The sequence below is a fragment of the Rhodococcus indonesiensis genome, from assembly GCF_047782815.1.
Lineage (GTDB): Bacteria > Actinomycetota > Actinomycetes > Mycobacteriales > Mycobacteriaceae > Rhodococcus > Rhodococcus indonesiensis.
In genome coordinates, this window is sequence record NZ_CP180630.1 from 5,127,323 (window position 1) to 5,142,759 (window position 15,437).

Genomic DNA, 15,437 nt, shown 5'->3' on the forward strand with positions numbered 1-15,437 from the left:
CCGGTGGCGCACTGCGCCGGGACTGCGCGAAGACAGCAGCGGAAGAAATCTGTGCATATGATTATGCTCACACCACACCCCGGGGCGTCAACGGCAGAGCCCGGAAAGTTTGCCGGCCGGAGCGACCACTCCGGCCGACAGTCGAGCACCGTTCCCTCAGTTGCGATTTCGCAGATCGTCCGCAGCGCGGGCCTCGCGGCGCCGGCCCGGGGTGAAACGCGCGGGGATGCGCTTCCACCCCGGATTGACCGCCTGATGCGGGAACGGCACCACCTCGTCGTGCAGGATCTCGTAATCCGGCATGCGGACCAGGATCTGGCCGAGCAGCTCGAGCGACAGGGCGCGGGCGATGTGCGCCCCCGCGCACCGGTGCACACCCATCCCGAACGCCGTGTGCCGGTTCGGCCACCGCTCGATGTCCACGGTGTCCGGGTCCTCGAACGCCTTCGGGTCGCGGTTCGCCGACGCCCAGCCGAGGAGCACGCGGTCGCCCGTGCGGAAGTCGTGCCCGCGGAACTCCACGTCCCGGGTGACGGTGCGGGCCAGCGCCTGCGTGGGTGAGAAGACCCGAAGGAATTCCTCGATCGCGCGCGGCAGCTTCTCCGGATGCGCGGCCAGGGTGCGGCGCAGGTCGTGGTGGCGGTCGAGGTACATGAGCGTCTGGCTGACGAGGGAAGCGGTGGTGCCCACGCCGCCGGAGACGAGCAGCTCGGCGATGGCGAACACCTCGTCGTCCGTGACCGGCCGGCCGTCCACCTCCGAGCCCACGAGACGACTGAGCACGTCCTCCCGCGGAGAGGTGCGCCGCTCGGCGATCGCGGCACGCAATTGTGCTTCCATCCAAGGAAACTCGACGGCGATCGCGTGCTCGAACTCCGGTGTTCCCGGTCGGTCCGACAGCGCGGCGTGATGCGCGTGCGCGTACCGTTCCCAGTCCTCGGGAGGCAGACCGAGCCAGTCGATCGTCACCACCGCGGGAACACCGATGACGGTTGCGAAGTCGCACTCGCCGTCCTCGATCACCTCGTCGAGGAACCGCGTCGTGTACTTCTCGATCACCGGCCGCAGGTGCTCGACCGCCGCCGGAGCGGTGAGAGGGTTGATCAGCTTGCGGTACTTCCGATGTTCCGGAGGGTCGAGTTCGACTGGGATGTGGTGGTTCACCGGCGTCTTGGGGATGACGGTGGCCAGGCCCTCGCCCCCGTAGGGGCACCGCGCGGACGAGAAGACCTGATCCTCGCGGGCGGCCTCGAAGACGCCCTCGTAGTCGGTGAGTACCCAGAAGCCCCCGTGCCCGGCGGACCGGATCACCGGTCCCGCTTCCCGCAACCGCCGGTAGGAGGCGACCGTGTCCTCGGCGTGCGACGCCGAGTTGTGGTCGAAGTCGAGTACCGGACAACGTGGTTCGAGGCCGCGATCGTCGTCCGTCATCGTGCTTCTCCTGTCGGGCCGGGGTGCGGGACCGCCGAGTGTTCCATCACGGCACGGGCATCGACCGGCACGATCTCGCGCATACCCGGAACGATGTCCCGGCCGAGATCGTCGAGGTACGCGACGACGTCGTCGGCCGTCATGTCCGGCCACTGGGCCCGGACGATCACCGGATCGACGGGCACCTGCGCCGCGAGCGTGCGCAACTGGTTGAGACAGTCGTCGGCGGTGCCGATGATCGCCTCCTTCGCGGCAACCTGCCGGAACCTGTCGGTGAGAGCGCCGGCATCGCGTGTGGCCAGTTCTCGCTGGGCGTAGGCCAGGAGACGGTCCCGTGCCATGAATTCGAAGCGCCGGAACGCTTCTTCGGTGGTGGCGCCGGGAACGATCTCGCGGCGCAGCGGATGCCGCGCGACCGGGGGCCGTCCGTGCCTGCGCCGGGCCGCCGCGTACACGCCGAACATGCGATGCATGTCCTCGGTCTGCGTCTCCGGTGTCACCGGCCACGCGTCCCCGAGCCGTGCGGACCGTCGGACACCCGAATCCCTCAGCGCGCCGATCCAGATCGGCGGATGCGGGTCCTGCCAGGGGCGGATGTGGGTCTTCACGCCGTCGAGCCGCCAGAACTTGCCGTCGAAATCGACCTCGTCCTGCGTCCACATCATCCGCACGATCTGCAGCGCCTCGTCCATCATGGCGAACCGCTGATCGAAGTCGACACCGAAGGCGGTGAACTCCTCACGCCGGTACCCCGCGCCGGCGCCGACGATGAGATTGCCGCGGGTGAGGATGTCGAGGGTGGCGAGTTCCTCGGCGAGTGCGACCGGATGGAACAGCGGTACCTGCACCACCATCGTGCCGATCTTCACGCCCGGATCCAGTTCGGCCGCGATCCGGGCGAGCGTGGGGATCGGCTGCAGCCAGCGCAGGTTGCCGTAGATGTAATGGTGGCCCATCACGATGTAGCGCACACCGTTGCGTTGCGCCGCCTCGACCTGTCGCAGGAGTCCGTCGAGATGTTCGCGCGGCGACAGCGTGGTGTGCACGTCGCCGAGGATCACACCCAGGTCCATGTCTTCCTCGCTTCCGCAGGCGGCTCGAGAAGCCAGTTCCGCAGCTTCGCCTTGGCGACCTTGTTCAAGGTGGCGCGCGGGAACTCCGGCACCAGATGGATCTGACGGGGCCGTTTGAAGTCGGACAGCAGTTCGGCACACACCCGGTCGATCTCGGCGGGCAGGTCGCCGGGCGCGGCACCGTCCGCGATCACGAACGCGACCGGGACGTCGCCGAGCATGCGGTCCGGTTTCGCCACGACGGCGACCTCCCGGACCCCCGGCACGGTGGCGACCACGCGTTCGACCTCGGCGGCGGCGACGTTCTCCCCACCGACCTTGAGCATGTCCTTGGACCGCTCGACGAACCAGTACTGTCCGGACCGGTCCTGGCGCACCCGGTCGCCGGTGCGGAACCACCCGTCGGTGGTGAAGGCCGCGCGGGTGGCGTCGTCGTCGTGGAGATAGCCCGCGAACAGGGACACCCCCGGTGTACCCCGCACCCACAGCTCCCCCACCGTGCCCGGTTCCACGGGACGACCGTCGGCACCGACGACGGCGACGGCGTATTCGGGCGCCGCACGTCCCATCGTCCCGTCGGAGTCGGGATGCGCCAGTTCGCTGACGACGGGGTGCGAGACGGTTTCCGTCATGCCGAACCAGCCCGTCGTGCGGATTCCGCCGGCCACCGACCGCTTGGCCGCGCTGCCCGACCAGTGCCGGTAGGTGTGGTCGGGCGGGACCGGTGTGCCGGCCAGGGCGCGGAGCATGAACGACACCACCGACGCCCACGTGCACCGGTGCCGGAGGGAGACGTCCCAGAAACGCGACGCGGAGAACTTCGGCGTCAGCACCGCGGTGGCGCCGGCCCACAGCAGTCCCAGGAAGGAGTACCCCAGGGCATTGGTGTGGAACAGCGGCAGGGTGATCAGCCCGACGTCGGTCCCGCGCAGACCGGCGTGGGCGGAATTGACCTGTGCGGCCCACAGGCAGTTGGCGTGTGTCCAGACCACGGCCTTCGGTCGCGCCGTCGTCCCGGAGGTGTACTGGATGCTCGCGGGTGCGAGCGGATCGATGGACACCGGTGCCGGCGCCGCCCCGGCTCCGCAGAGCTGGCCCAGAGCACAGGTCGTCCCGGTCGGCGCCGGGCACACCGCGGACGGGACGGCGAGACTGTCGGTGCCGCCGGACGCGGCGATCCACTCGAGCCCGGGCATGGCGTCCCGAGCGGTCTCCGCCAGACCGGTTCCGGCCAGCGCGGCGCGGGGGGCACAGTGCCGGTCGTAGTAGGCGAGTTCGTCGACGCTGCTGCGGGTGTTGAGGCACACCGCCACCGCTCCGGCCGACACGATCGCTGCCCATCCGACGAGGAAGTCGGGGCAGTTGTCCATCAGCAGCACCACCCGGTCGCCGGGTGCGATGCCGCGTGCCTGCAGTCCGGCCGCGAGCCGATCGACCGCGGCGCCGAATTCCGCGTAGGTCCAGCGCTGCGCCCCGGCGCCGGTATGCGGCTCCCAGACGAGGAAGGTCTTGTCCCGCCGGTCGGTGCGCCACCGGTCGAGCAACCACGGCACCGTGCGGTCGCCGGTGTACGCGCCCGTTGCGCTGCCGGTCGGCAGGCCGTCGAGGATCGGGTATGCGGGCGCCCGCGGGGTCGTCGGCGATTCGGGCGTCATGCCGGCACCTGCCAGTTCAGGTGCTTGACGCGGAAGAACTCGAGGAATCCGTCCTCGCCCATCTCGACGCCGGTGCCACTGCGTTTCGATCCGCCCCACGGCACGTCGGCCCGCATCGGGCCGCCGCCGTTGATCGCGACGGTGCCGGTGTCGAGGCGTCGAGCCACGGCCACCGCCTCCGCGTGGTCACCGAAGACGCTCGCGTTGAGCCCGTACGGCGAGTCGTTGGCGATGGCCACGGCCTCGTCGACATCCCGGTACGGCAGGACCACCGCGACGGGGGCGAACAGTTCCTCCCGGGAGATCTCGGCCGAATTGTCCACGCCCGTCACCAGGGTGGGTGGCAGGAACCAGCCCTTGCCCACCGGCCGCTCGCCACTGACCGCGATGCGGCCCCCGGCGGCGACGGTGCGGTCGAGGCAGCCCAGCACGCGGGCGAGGTGCTCGGCGGAGATCAGCGGACCCACCTCGGTGCGCTCGTCGGACGGGTCGCCGGTCGGCACCCGTTCCTCGATGAATCCGGCGGCCAGATCCAGGAATTCGTCGATCCGATCGTGTGGCACGAGGATGCGCGTGGTGGCACCGCAGCCCTGGCCCGCGTTGCGGCAGAACCGCAGGATCGACGGCCCCACGGCGGTGGCCAGGTCCGCCGACGGGAGCAGGATGTTGGGGGACTTGCCACCGAGCTCGAGGACGACCTTCTTGTGGGTGGCCGCGGCCTGCGCCATCACGGTCGCGCCGACGGCGGAGGATCCGGTGAAGCTCACCATGTCGACGCCGGGGTGCGTGGTGAGCACTTCACCCACGTCCGCTCCGCCCGGCACCAGGTTCAGCACACCCGGCGGCAGACCGGCCTCGGCGGCGAGATGCACGAAGGCCAGCGCGGACAGTGTGCCCCGCGGCGAGGGCAGCAGCACGACGCTGCAGCCGGCGGCGAGCGCGGGTGCCACCTTCCACGAGATCATGTTCAGCGGGTAGTTGTACGGGACGATCGCCGACACCACCCCGATCGGTTCGCGCAGCAGCAGGCTCTCGGACGAGACGGCACCGCGGATGCCGGGCAGCCGCTCCTGGTAACCGCCGCGGGGACCGCGCAGCGCCGCGTCGGCGAACCACCGGAAGTTGATCGCCGGCTGCGCCACCTGCAGGGTGCGAGCCAGACCGACGGGCGATCCGACCTCCCGCACGACCAGCTCGGTGAGCTGATCGGCGTGCTCGTCGATCAGATCCGCCAGCCGCCGCAGGACACCGGCGCGCTGCTCGGGGGAGGCGGCCCGCCATTCCCCGGCATCGAAGCTGCGCCGGGCGGCCGTGATCGCGCTGTCGGCCTGTGCCCGGTCGGCGCCCGTCCACCGGGCCAGCGCCTCCTCGGTGGCGGGATCGACCGATTCGAACGTCGCACCCCGCCCGCTCTCCCATCCGCCCCCGACGTGCACGGACGGACCCTGGGACGCCCGGGCGAACAGATCGTCGATCATCGCTTCTCCTCGCGTCCGGCTACATCGATGTCGAGAATCAGGGACTGGTAGGACTTTCCGTGCGGATCCACCCGAAGGGACTTGGAGACACCACCCGCGAGCGCGCGGGTGAGGACGAAGTTCAGGCAGCAGTTCACCGGAATCTCGTAGCGGATCACCTCACCCTGGACGAGATCACCGAAGGCTTTCGCGACGACGTCCTCGGTGAGCACCGACCGGAGCCACTCGTAGTCGGCGTCGTCGTGCGGGAACACACAGATGTTGCTGGTGTCGCCCTTGTCGCCGGAGCGGCTGTACGCGACGTCACGAAGTTTCATGCGGTGGTCACCTCCACGGACAGGGGGACATCGCTGCGGGGCAGCAGCGCGGGGGTCACGACGATGGCCGGGACGACCGAGGTCACCACCCCGCCTCCGCCCGCGGGACCGAAGTACAGGTATTCGACCTCGTACGCGGCGGCCTTGGCGACGTCGGGATCGAGCGCACGTGCCGCGAGCCGCAGCCGGACCTCGGCCGGCTCGCCGCCGGCGATGCGATCACCGAAGAGGGTGTTCACGCCGTGCAGCTCGATCCGCAGCTCGTCGATCTGCGCCCGGATCGGTTCGAGGCGCCGGCGCACGATCTCCTCGGCGCGGCGGGCGCGGTCGACGCAGCCCGGGCCGCCGTAGGAGATCTCGGCGACGGCCTTGTAGCCGAGGTCGACGCCGACGAGCACCTTGAGGGTGTCGGGGCGGGCGGAGCCGCGGGCGCCGGACAGGCGCACCCGGTCGGGTCCGGCCTGTTCGATCCGGACGTCGCTGAAATCGGCGGTCACGTCGGGCGTGAGATAGCGCGTGGGATCGTGGATCTCGTAGTAGAGCTGGGTGCGGGTGGTGCGCAGGTCGACGGCCCCGCCGGTGCCGTCGAGCTTGGTGACGATCAGCTCGTCGTCGTCGATCTCGGCGAGGGGGAAACTCAGGTTGTGGGGATCGGGGACGACCCGGTAGGGCGGGTCCTCGAAGTTGCCGCCGGTGCTGTGGACGCCGCACTCGAGCAGGTGCCCGGCGAGGGTCGCGGTGCCGACGCGGTCCCAGTCGTCGAGCGCCCATCCGAGCTCGTGGCAGATCGGCCCCACGAACAGGGAGGGGTCGGCAATCCGGCCGCCGAGCACGATCTGGGCGTCCTGCTGCAGGCAGTCGACGACGGGGTCGGCCCCGATGTAGGCGTTGGCGGAGACGATCCGGTCGGCGACGGCCCGGGTGGTGGTGTCGAGTTCGGGGAGTGCGACGTCGGCTTCCGTGACGGCCGCCCGCACGTCGTCGCCGCGGATGATGCCGATCCGGGTCCCTCCGAGCCCCAGGGCGCGGAGGTTCGCGGCGAATTCGGCTGCGGCGGCGTCGGGATTGGCGGCACCGAAGTTGCCGACGACGCGGCCTCCCGATTCGAGGAAGCGGCGCAGGATCGGCACCAGGGCGGAGATGCGCTCGTCCTGCCCGGTCGACGGATCGCGCAGGCGGCGGATCTGGGCCAGGGCCATCGTGCGTTCGGCCAGGCAGTCGAAACCCATGTACTGCACCCGGCCGCTGTCGGCCATGGCAGCCGCCGTCTCGAGGCGGTCGTTGGCGTAGGCCGACCCCGAACCGATACTCAGATGCATTGCTACCTCGTCTCGTTGCGTGCGTCGGCGAATCCGGAGCGCGCGTGTGACCGGAATCCGCGCACGCTGTGTCGTGAGCGGATTCCGGTTCACCGCATCGATGTCGAACCGGGACGGCGGCTCTCAGGGCCGGCCGATCACCCCCGCCTCGGCGAGCGCCGCGAGCTGGTCCCCGGTGAGCCCGAGCCGGTCCGAGAGCACCTCGGCGGTGTGCTCACCGATGGTGGGCACCCCGTCGTAGTCGGGGCCGTCGTAGCTGCCGAGGTGCAGCACCGGTCCCGGCATCAGCACGCCCTTCATGATCTCGTTGCCCGTGATCTCGACGAGGGTGCGTTCCTGGAAGTGCGGGTCGGCGACGACGTCCGCGGCATCGTTCACCGGCGCGCTGACGACCTCGAACTTCTCCAGGGTCTCGAGCACGCTCGCCCGCGGCATCGAGCCGACCCATTCCTTCACCATCGCCTGCACCTCGTCGTTGTGCTCGAGACGCGCGGCGTTGGTGGCGTAGCGGGGATCCTCGATGATCTCGGGCCGTCCCATCGCGGCGAACAGCCGCTTGGCGATGCCCTGGTTGGACGCCGCGATGGACAGGAAGCGCCCGTCCTGGGCCTCGTAGATGCCGCGTGGCGACGCCGCACCGGTCGCGTTGCCGATGCGCTGCTGGATCTCCCCGAGCGCGGTGTAGCGCAGGAACATGTCGCCGATGATGAACATCAGCGGCTCGTACAGCGCGACGTCCACGACGTCGCCCTGCCCGGTGCGTTCCCGCTTGTACAGCGACATTGCCACGCCCATCGCGGCGGACAGCCCGGCGATGGAATCGGCGAACCCGAACGGCGGGGAGGTCGGCGGAGAGTCCGGCCAGCCGTTGACGTGGGCGAACCCGCTGGCCGTCTCGGCGACGGTGCCGAAGCCCGGCAGGCTCCGGTTGGGCCCGGTCTGCCCGAACCCGGACACCCGGGCCAGCACCAACCCCGGATTGTCCGCGCTCAGCACGTCGTAGCCCAGGCCCCACTCCTCGAGCCGGCCGGGACGGAACGACTCGACGACGACGTCGACCTCGGCCGCGAGCCGGCGCACCAGGTCGCGGCCTTCCGGCGAACGCAGGTCGATGCCGAGGGACTTCTTGCCGGCGTTGAGCCGGGAGAAGCCCAGCGACAGCCCCTCCTTCTGCGGAACCCACTGGCGTGCGAAGTCGCCGGTCGTCGGATCCTCGACCTTGACCACCTCGGCACCGAAGTCGCGGAGCATGCGCCCCGCGGTGGGGGCGGCATACATGGTGCCGAGTTCGAGCACCTTGACGCCCGCGAGCGGGCCCGCAGCGGATGCGTTCATCGTCGTCTCTCCTAGCCTTGTCGTCCGATTCGGCCCGGCCGAATGCGATACTGCCGAATGCCCTGCCGGCGAATCAGATCCGCCACTGGATGTGCTTGACCTCGAGGTACTCGCGCATCCCCCACTCGCCGAGTTCACGGCCGACGCCCGAGCGTCCGTAGCCGCCGAACGGGGCGTCCGGGCGCATGGCGCCACCGCCGTTGATCCACACCGTTCCGGCCCGGATCTTCTCGGCCACGCGGCGCGCCTCGACCGGGTCGTCGCACCAGACGTTCGCGGCGAGACCGAAGGGGGTGTCGTTGGCGAGGCGGATGGCCTCCTCGGTGTCCTTGAACGGCAGGATCACCGCGACGGGGCCGAAGATCTCCTCCTGCACCGCACGCGCGTTGTGCGGAAGGTTGCCGAGCAGAACCGGATTGACGAACCAGCCCTTCTCCGGCAGCGGCTTGGTCACCTCGAGCAGCTTCTTGCCGCCCTCGGCCGCCGCGCCGTCGATGAAGCCCTGCACGCGGTTCTGGTGGTCGGGCCGGATCATCGGGCCGATGTTCGTCGCACGGTCCCAGGGGTCGCCGACGACCATCTGGTCGAAAGCCGACGCACCGGCCTCGAGGAACTCGTCGTAGACCGAGTCGTGCACCAGCAGCCGGGCGAGGGCCGCGCAGCCCTGCCCGCCGTTGCGGGACCAGCGCAGGTGCATCTCGACGGCGATCTTCTGCACGTCGACACCGGGCAGCACGATGTTCGGCGACTTGCCGCCGAGCTCGAGGGTCACCCCGGCCAGGTTCGCCGCGGCCTGCTCCATGATCTTGGCGCCCACCCCGTCGGAACCGGTGAAGGACACCCGGTCCACGCCGGGATGCGAGGACAGCCGCTGTCCGACGTCCGCGCCGCCGATGACGACGTTCATCACGCCCGGCGGCAGGCCGGCCTCGCGGATGAGATCGCCCAGGAACAGGGTGGTCAGCGGGGTACGCGGGGACGGCAGCAGCACCACGGTGCAGCCGGCGGCGAGCGCTGCGCCGAACTTGAAGATGGCCAGGTTCAGCGGGTAGTTGTAGCCGGTGATCGCGGCGACGACACCCACCGGCTCGTACACGACGTCGCTCATCGTCGGCACCGGCTTGTCGTACTCGCCGAGATGGACGGTGCGGTCGGTCTTCGCCGCCTCGGCCGCCCACCGCAGGTGCTCGTCGACGGCCATCTTGACCTGCAGGTACTCGGCGAGCGAGACCGGCGTGCCGACCTCGTTGACGATCGAGGGCAGCAGCCGGTCGGCGGCCTTCTCGAGCACGTCGGCGAAGCGGTGGATGTGGCGGGAGCGCTCCTCGCCGCTCAGGGCCGACCACGCCGGGAAGGCGGCGCGGGCGGCGGCGACGGCGTCGTCGACCTGGTCGGTGGAGGCGCCGCCGACGGTGGCGATGACCTCCTCGGTGGCCGGGTTGTAGACGTCCCACGTCTCACCGGCGGGCTCGACCTCCCGGTCGCCGATCAGCAGGGTCCGGGTCTCGGGAACCCAGTCCTTCAAGGGGAATTCGGTTTCGGGCGCTGCAGTCATCTCAGGCACCTTCCTCGGTGGTGGGGCGCTTGGCCATCAGGCCGACGCGCTCGAGCAGGCAGACGAGTTCGTCGCGCTGGTTGAAGCCGCGGTGTTCGAACCACACGATGCCGCTGTCGGTGCGGCTCTCGGATTCACGCTTCTTCAGGATGGTGGTCTCGGCGCGCAGGGTGTCGCCGTGGAAGACCGGATTCGGGAACTTGACCTTGTCGTAGCCGAGGTTCCCGAGGGTGGTCCCCATGGTCAGCTCGGGAACGTGGAACGCGCCGATGAGCGCGACGGTGAACAGGCTGTTCACCACCCGCTGCTTGTGGATCGTCGTCTTGCAGAACTCCTCGTCGAGGTGCAGCGGCTGGATGTTCATCGTCAGCGAGGTGAACATCACGTTGTCCATCTCGGTGACGGTGCGGGTCATCGAGTGCTTGTAGTGCTTCCCGACCTCGAACTCCTCGAAGTACAGACCGCGCATCACCGTTCACCTCTCCGTAGGATCGCCTCGGCTCGGTCGAGCCATTGAATTGCCTTGTCGTAGTGGGCCTTGTCGATGTGCAGGCCGCGGTACCGCAGCGCGCCGACGCCCTCCGCCTCCGCCTTCTCGTAGGCCTCGGCGAGTCCGCGGTAGAACTCCAGATCCTGCTCCGACGGGCTGAACACGTCGTTGACGGTGGCCACGTGGGAGGGGTGGATGGCGATCATCCCGCGGAACCCGAGCTGGCGGCCGCGCACCGCGAACTCGCGCAGCCCGTCCAGGTTCTCGAGATCCTCCCACAGGCCGGTCAGGGCGTGGATGCCGGCCTCCCGGCAGGCCAGCAGCACCCGGCTGCGCAGGTAGAGCGTCTCGTGCCCCTCCGGGGTCCACTCGTAGCCGACCTCGCGGGCGATGTCGGCGTGCTCGGCGGACGGACCGATCATCGCCCCGACGCGCGGCGACGCGGTGGCCACCTCGAGGCAGTTGTGGATGGCGCGCACCGTCTCGACCGGGACGATGTACTCGAGCCCGTCGACGCCGTTTCGCAGCTCGAAGTGGTCGAGCAGGGCGTCGTAGCGCAGGACGTCGGTGGCCTGCTCGATCTTGGGGGCGAAGATTCCGGTCAGTCCGGGCACCACGACCGCCTCGAGATCGGCGCCGGTCAGCCGGGTGGCGAGCGGGTTGACCCGCACGAACAACCCGACTTCCCGGTTCGTTTCACGCACGCGGGCGATGGATTCGGCGACGGTCGCGCGGGCCGCCGCCTTCTCCGCGGCGGGCACCGAGTCCTCGAGGTCGAGCACCACGCAGTCGGCGCCGGCGGCGATCGCCTTGTCCACCCACTTCGGGCGGTGCCCCGGGACGAACAGGATCGAACGATACGGCTGCACGTCGCCCTCCTAGTAGCTTCGCGGCAGGCCCAGCACGTGCTCGGCCGTGTAGTTGAGGACCATCTCCTGGCTGATCGGCGCGATCCGCATGAGGCGGGCCTCCCGGAAGTACCGCTCGACGTGGAACTCCTTGCCGTACCCGAAGCCACCGTGGGTCTGCAGGGCCACGTCCGCGGCGTAGAAGCCGGCCTCGGCGCACAGGAACTTCGCCGCGTTCGCCTCGCGGCCGCACGGCAGTCCCTGGTCGACCATCCACGTCGCCTTGTCCAGGACCGCCTCGGCGGCGTCGAGCCGGATGCGCGCCTCGGCGAGCTGGAACGCGATGCCCTGGTTCTGCCCGATGGGCCGGCCGAAGACCTCGCGCTGCTTGGCGTAGTCGACGCCGCGGCGCAGCGCCGCCTCACCGATACCGAGCGCGGCGTTCGCGGAGATGACCCGTTCGGCGTTGAGGCCGCCGAGGATCGTGCGGAAGCCGTGCCCGACCTCGCCGACGACGTCCTCGTCGGCGACGAACAGCTCGTCGATGAACAGTTCGTTGGTGTCGACGGCGTTGCGGCCCATCTTGGGGATCGGCCGGATCTGCACCTTGCTGCGATCCATCTCCGCGAACATCAGCGTCATGCCGGCGGTGCGCTTGGCGTTCTCGTCGCGGGGGCTGGTGCGGCACAGCAGGAGCATGCGCTCGGCCTCCTGCGCCTTGGTGATCCACACCTTCTTGCCGGACACCAGCCACCCGCCGTCGACCTTCTTGGCGAAGGTGCGGATGTTGGTGGTGTCCGTGCCGGCGTCCGGTTCGGTGACGGCGAACGAGGTGTGCAGCTCACCGGTGACGACGCGCGGCAGGTACTTGCGCTTCATCTCCTCGGAACCGTGGTGGATGATCGGCTCGAACCCGAAGATGCCGATGTGCACCGCGCTGCACCCGCCCATGCCGGCACCGGACGCGGCGATCTCCCGCTCGACGATCGCGGCCTCGGTGACGCCGAGGCCGCCGCCGCCGTACTCCTCGGGGACGGTCAGGCCCATCCAGCCGCCCTCGGCCATGGCGTTGTAGAACTCCCACGGGAACTCGTGGGACTCGTCGTGCTCGGCCCAGTACTCGTCGGGGAACCGCTTGCACAGATCGTGGATCCCCCGCCGGATCTCCTCGTGCGTCTCGTTCTTGCTGTAGTCCATCTCGGTTGCCTTTCCCGGCCGTCAGACCGCAGGAACCGCGGTGCGGTCGCTGTCGGAGACCGCGGTGCGGTCGTAGGTGTCGGGGGTGATGCCCTCCTCGCGCAGGACCGCCTTGCGGACCTTCTCCGACGGCGTCTTCGGCAGTTCGCCGACGAATCGAAGGTAGCGCGGGATCGCGAAGGCCGGAATCCGGCCGTCGCACCAGGCCAGGATCTCCTCCGGGCCGACGTCACCGGTGCCCACCACCGTCGCGAGGACCTCGTCCTCACCGCCCTCGACGTCGGCGGGGACACCGATCACCGCGCACTCGACGACGGCCGGGTGGCCGAGGACCGCCTGCTCGATCTCGTAGGAGCTGATGTTCTCGCCGCGACGGCGCAACGCGTCCTTGTAGCGGTCGACGAAGTAGAACCAGCCGTCCTCGTCCTTCTTGAGGGCGTCGCCGGTGTGGAACCACAGGTTGCGCCACGCCTCGAGCGTCTTCTCGGGCATGTTGTAGTACCCCATGCTGCACGTCCACGGCTGCACCGGACGCACGAGCAGCTCACCGACCTGGCCGACCTCGACCTCGCGGTCCGTCTCCGGGTCGACCAGGCGGATGTCGAACCACTCCGAGGCGGCGAGTCCCGCCGCGCCGGCCGGCCGGGGCACCCCGTAGGGCGCGACGATCGGTGCGCAGGTCTCCGTGAGCCCGAACGCGTCGACGAACGCCTCGATGCCGTAGCGCTTCTTGAAGTCGTCGACGATCGAGGACGCCGTGGGCGCCGCGTAGACGCAGCGCAGGCGGTTGTCCAGGTCGTTCTCGCGCGGCGGCTGCTTCCACGCGAAGTCCATCATGACGCCGACGAAGTTGGTGACGGTGACGTCGTCGTCGCGCACGTGGTCGATCCAGCGGCTCGCGCTGAACTTCGGCCGCACCACGGCCCGCGCCCCGGCGACAAGTGCGGGATAGACCGCCATGAACTGGGCGTTGCCGTGGAACAGCGGGGTGGTGGTGAGGTAGGTGTCCTCCCGGGTCAGCCGGGTGAAGCACACCACCTCCTGCGCGAAGAAGTACAACTGCGAGTTCGGCATGGCCACGCCCTTGGACGGGCCGGTGGTTCCGGAGGTGAAGAAGATCGCCCCGAGATCCTGGGGCCGGGCCTGCGGCAGCTCCTGCACCGCACCCGATTCCAGCGTCTCCCACGCTTCGGCGTCCCATCCGTGGGCGCGCAGCAGTTCGACGGCGCGGTCCCGGCTTCCGGTGCCCGAGTCGATCACCCAGAACTTCTCGATGCCGCGCGCGTGCTCGGCGATCGTCACGAAGCGTTCGGCGTAGGTGTCGTCGACGACCGCCCACCGTGGCTCGACGGTCACCACCTGGTGACGGAGGAACTCACCCTCGTAGTTGGTGTTGATCGGCACCTCGACGAGCGCGCCGACGGCCGTGGCGAACCAGGAGCGCACGAGCTGGGACGAGTTCTGCGCCATGATGACGACGCGGTCGCCCTGCTGCGCACCGGTCCGGTACCAGGTGCTCGCGATCCGCTCGGCGGAGGAGAGCATCTCGGCGTAGGTGAAGCGCCGGTTCTCTTCCGGCGTGACGAGGAACTCCGAATCCGGCTGGGACGCAGCGTACGTGCGCAGCACGTGGTTGAGTGTCCACTCCTCCGGATCGGTGAAGGTCGGTTTCAGATCGGTGTAGGTCTGCATCAGGACAACTCCCGGTTCGCGGGGATCGCAGTGATCGACGGAACGATTTCCTTGCCGAGCCGGGCGATGGCCGCGATGGTCTCGTCCGCGTCCATCGTCGGCCACTGCGGACGCATCAGCAGCGGATCGACCGGCATGGTGGTCACCAGGTCGGTCAGCTGCGCGACGACCTGCTCGGGATCACCGACGACGGCGTGACTCGACACCGCCTTGGCGAACTCGTTCTCGAGGTCGGTGCCCTTCATGACGTCGAGGCCCTTGTTCGCGTAGGTGAGGTAGCGGCCTTGCGCCACCCGCGCGTATTCCTGCATCGCCTGCTCGCGGGTGTCGGCGACCAGCACGTTGCGCCGCAGCGGCTGGGGGCCGAATTCCTTGCCGCGTTCGGCGAAGAGATCACGGACGACCCGGAAGCGTTCGAGCACTTCCTCTTTCGGGGTCTCCGGGGGCGTCGCGTAGGCGTCACCGTACTTGCCGGCGCGGCGGACACCGCCCATCGCGTGCGCACCGATCCAGATCGGCGGGTGCGGATCCTGCACGGGGAACAGGTGCGGCTTCACACCCTCGAGCTGGAAGTACTTGCCGTGGAAGGTGACCTCTTCTTCCGTCCACAGCTTCTTCATGATCTGCAGCGACTCGTCGAACCGCCCGGCGCGCTGCTTGAACGGGATACCGAGGTAGTCGAATTCCTCGGGCCGGTAGCCGAGCCCGGCACCGAAGATCAACCGGCCCTCGGTGACCACGTCGAGCGTGGCGATCTCCTCGGCCAGCATCACCGGGTGGTACAGCGGCGCGATCATGATCTGGGTGACGAGCTTGACGTTCGGCTCGACGTGCGCGGCGAGGCGGGCGAGCAGCGGGACGGGCTGCAGCCACCGCAGTTCCCCGTAGAGGAAGTGCTGACCGATCGCGATGTATGTGAAGCCGTTCTCCTGCGCCGCATCGACGATGCGCAGGACATCCTTGAACTGCTGTGCGGGGCTCACCGACTTCGGAACGTCGCTGAGCAGCAAGCCGACCTGAACCATGGTCCTGTCCTCCCGGTCGAAG

The 15,437-nt window shown here is 69.5% G+C and carries 13 protein-coding genes; all 13 read right to left on the reverse strand.

Annotated elements, in window-relative coordinates; all coding sequences use genetic code 11:
* Nucleotides 1-156 precede the first annotated feature (156 nt).
* Entirely contained in the window at nucleotides 157-1,431 is a 1,275-nt protein-coding gene (locus ACM26Y_RS23560; RefSeq protein ID WP_416062109.1) for a cytochrome P450, read from the reverse strand.
* The gene (locus tag ACM26Y_RS23565) at nucleotides 1,428-2,504 is read right to left on the reverse strand and encodes an LLM class flavin-dependent oxidoreductase (RefSeq protein WP_416062110.1); all 1,077 of its coding nucleotides are present in this window, start codon (nucleotides 2,502-2,504) and stop codon (nucleotides 1,428-1,430) included. The genes ACM26Y_RS23560 and ACM26Y_RS23565 overlap by 4 nt, the downstream gene beginning before the upstream one ends.
* On the reverse strand, nucleotides 2,489-4,159 hold the full coding sequence (locus ACM26Y_RS23570; RefSeq protein WP_416062111.1) for an AMP-binding protein: 1,671 nt from the start codon (nucleotides 4,157-4,159) through the stop codon (nucleotides 2,489-2,491). The genes ACM26Y_RS23565 and ACM26Y_RS23570 overlap by 16 nt, the downstream gene beginning before the upstream one ends.
* Entirely contained in the window at nucleotides 4,156-5,637 is a 1,482-nt protein-coding gene (locus ACM26Y_RS23575) for an aldehyde dehydrogenase family protein (RefSeq protein WP_416062112.1), read from the reverse strand. Before ACM26Y_RS23575 ends, ACM26Y_RS23570 begins: the two co-directional genes overlap by 4 nt.
* The gene (locus ACM26Y_RS23580) at nucleotides 5,634-5,954 is read right to left on the reverse strand and encodes a hypothetical protein (RefSeq protein ID WP_054374251.1); all 321 of its coding nucleotides are present in this window, start codon (nucleotides 5,952-5,954) and stop codon (nucleotides 5,634-5,636) included. Before ACM26Y_RS23580 ends, ACM26Y_RS23575 begins: the two co-directional genes overlap by 4 nt.
* The gene (locus tag ACM26Y_RS23585) at nucleotides 5,951-7,273 is read right to left on the reverse strand and encodes an acyclic terpene utilization AtuA family protein (RefSeq protein WP_040271084.1); all 1,323 of its coding nucleotides are present in this window, start codon (nucleotides 7,271-7,273) and stop codon (nucleotides 5,951-5,953) included. The genes ACM26Y_RS23580 and ACM26Y_RS23585 overlap by 4 nt, the downstream gene beginning before the upstream one ends.
* A 123-nt stretch (nucleotides 7,274-7,396) precedes the next feature.
* On the reverse strand, nucleotides 7,397-8,608 hold the full coding sequence (locus ACM26Y_RS23590; RefSeq protein WP_054374250.1) for a CaiB/BaiF CoA transferase family protein: 1,212 nt from the start codon (nucleotides 8,606-8,608) through the stop codon (nucleotides 7,397-7,399).
* 73 nt (nucleotides 8,609-8,681) lie between these two features.
* On the reverse strand, nucleotides 8,682-10,163 hold the full coding sequence (locus ACM26Y_RS23595; RefSeq protein WP_054374249.1) for an aldehyde dehydrogenase family protein: 1,482 nt from the start codon (nucleotides 10,161-10,163) through the stop codon (nucleotides 8,682-8,684).
* A 1-nt stretch (nucleotide 10,164) separates the two neighbouring features.
* Nucleotides 10,165-10,632 (reverse strand): MaoC family dehydratase, encoded by a 468-nt coding sequence (locus tag ACM26Y_RS23600; RefSeq protein ID WP_003938466.1) that lies wholly within the window; start codon nucleotides 10,630-10,632, stop codon nucleotides 10,165-10,167.
* Nucleotides 10,632-11,522, reverse strand: coding sequence for a CoA ester lyase (locus tag ACM26Y_RS23605; protein ID WP_308072083.1), 891 nt, complete (start codon nucleotides 11,520-11,522; stop codon nucleotides 10,632-10,634). The genes ACM26Y_RS23600 and ACM26Y_RS23605 overlap by 1 nt, the downstream gene beginning before the upstream one ends.
* A gap of 9 nt (nucleotides 11,523-11,531) precedes the next feature.
* The gene (locus tag ACM26Y_RS23610; RefSeq protein WP_165035805.1) at nucleotides 11,532-12,698 is read right to left on the reverse strand and encodes an acyl-CoA dehydrogenase family protein; all 1,167 of its coding nucleotides are present in this window, start codon (nucleotides 12,696-12,698) and stop codon (nucleotides 11,532-11,534) included.
* A gap of 21 nt (nucleotides 12,699-12,719) precedes the next feature.
* A complete protein-coding gene (locus ACM26Y_RS23615; protein WP_416062113.1) occupies nucleotides 12,720-14,390 on the reverse strand; it encodes an AMP-binding protein in 1,671 nt (556 codons plus the stop codon).
* On the reverse strand, nucleotides 14,390-15,415 hold the full coding sequence (locus ACM26Y_RS23620; protein WP_003938470.1) for an LLM class flavin-dependent oxidoreductase: 1,026 nt from the start codon (nucleotides 15,413-15,415) through the stop codon (nucleotides 14,390-14,392). Before ACM26Y_RS23620 ends, ACM26Y_RS23615 begins: the two co-directional genes overlap by 1 nt.
* Nucleotides 15,416-15,437 lie beyond the last annotated feature (22 nt).

What these genes read in the sequence shown, in the direction of transcription:
- ACM26Y_RS23560 (WP_416062109.1), bottom strand. Translation starts at nt 1,431, where the DNA reads ATGACGGACGACGATCGCGGCCTCGAACCACGTTGTCCGGTACTCGAC.
- ACM26Y_RS23565 (WP_416062110.1), bottom strand. Translation starts at nt 2,504, where the DNA reads ATGGACCTGGGTGTGATCCTCGGCGACGTGCACACCACGCTGTCGCCG.
- ACM26Y_RS23570 (WP_416062111.1), bottom strand. Translation starts at nt 4,159, where the DNA reads ATGACGCCCGAATCGCCGACGACCCCGCGGGCGCCCGCATACCCGATC.
- ACM26Y_RS23575 (WP_416062112.1), bottom strand. Translation starts at nt 5,637, where the DNA reads ATGATCGACGATCTGTTCGCCCGGGCGTCCCAGGGTCCGTCCGTGCAC.
- ACM26Y_RS23580 (WP_054374251.1), bottom strand. Translation starts at nt 5,954, where the DNA reads ATGAAACTTCGTGACGTCGCGTACAGCCGCTCCGGCGACAAGGGCGAC.
- ACM26Y_RS23585 (WP_040271084.1), bottom strand. Translation starts at nt 7,273, where the DNA reads ATGCATCTGAGTATCGGTTCGGGGTCGGCCTACGCCAACGACCGCCTC.
- ACM26Y_RS23590 (WP_054374250.1), bottom strand. Translation starts at nt 8,608, where the DNA reads ATGAACGCATCCGCTGCGGGCCCGCTCGCGGGCGTCAAGGTGCTCGAA.
- ACM26Y_RS23595 (WP_054374249.1), bottom strand. Translation starts at nt 10,163, where the DNA reads ATGACTGCAGCGCCCGAAACCGAATTCCCCTTGAAGGACTGGGTTCCC.
- ACM26Y_RS23600 (WP_003938466.1), bottom strand. Translation starts at nt 10,632, where the DNA reads ATGCGCGGTCTGTACTTCGAGGAGTTCGAGGTCGGGAAGCACTACAAG.
- ACM26Y_RS23610 (WP_165035805.1), bottom strand. Translation starts at nt 12,698, where the DNA reads ATGGACTACAGCAAGAACGAGACGCACGAGGAGATCCGGCGGGGGATC.
- ACM26Y_RS23615 (WP_416062113.1), bottom strand. Translation starts at nt 14,390, where the DNA reads ATGCAGACCTACACCGATCTGAAACCGACCTTCACCGATCCGGAGGAG.
- ACM26Y_RS23620 (WP_003938470.1), bottom strand. Translation starts at nt 15,415, where the DNA reads ATGGTTCAGGTCGGCTTGCTGCTCAGCGACGTTCCGAAGTCGGTGAGC.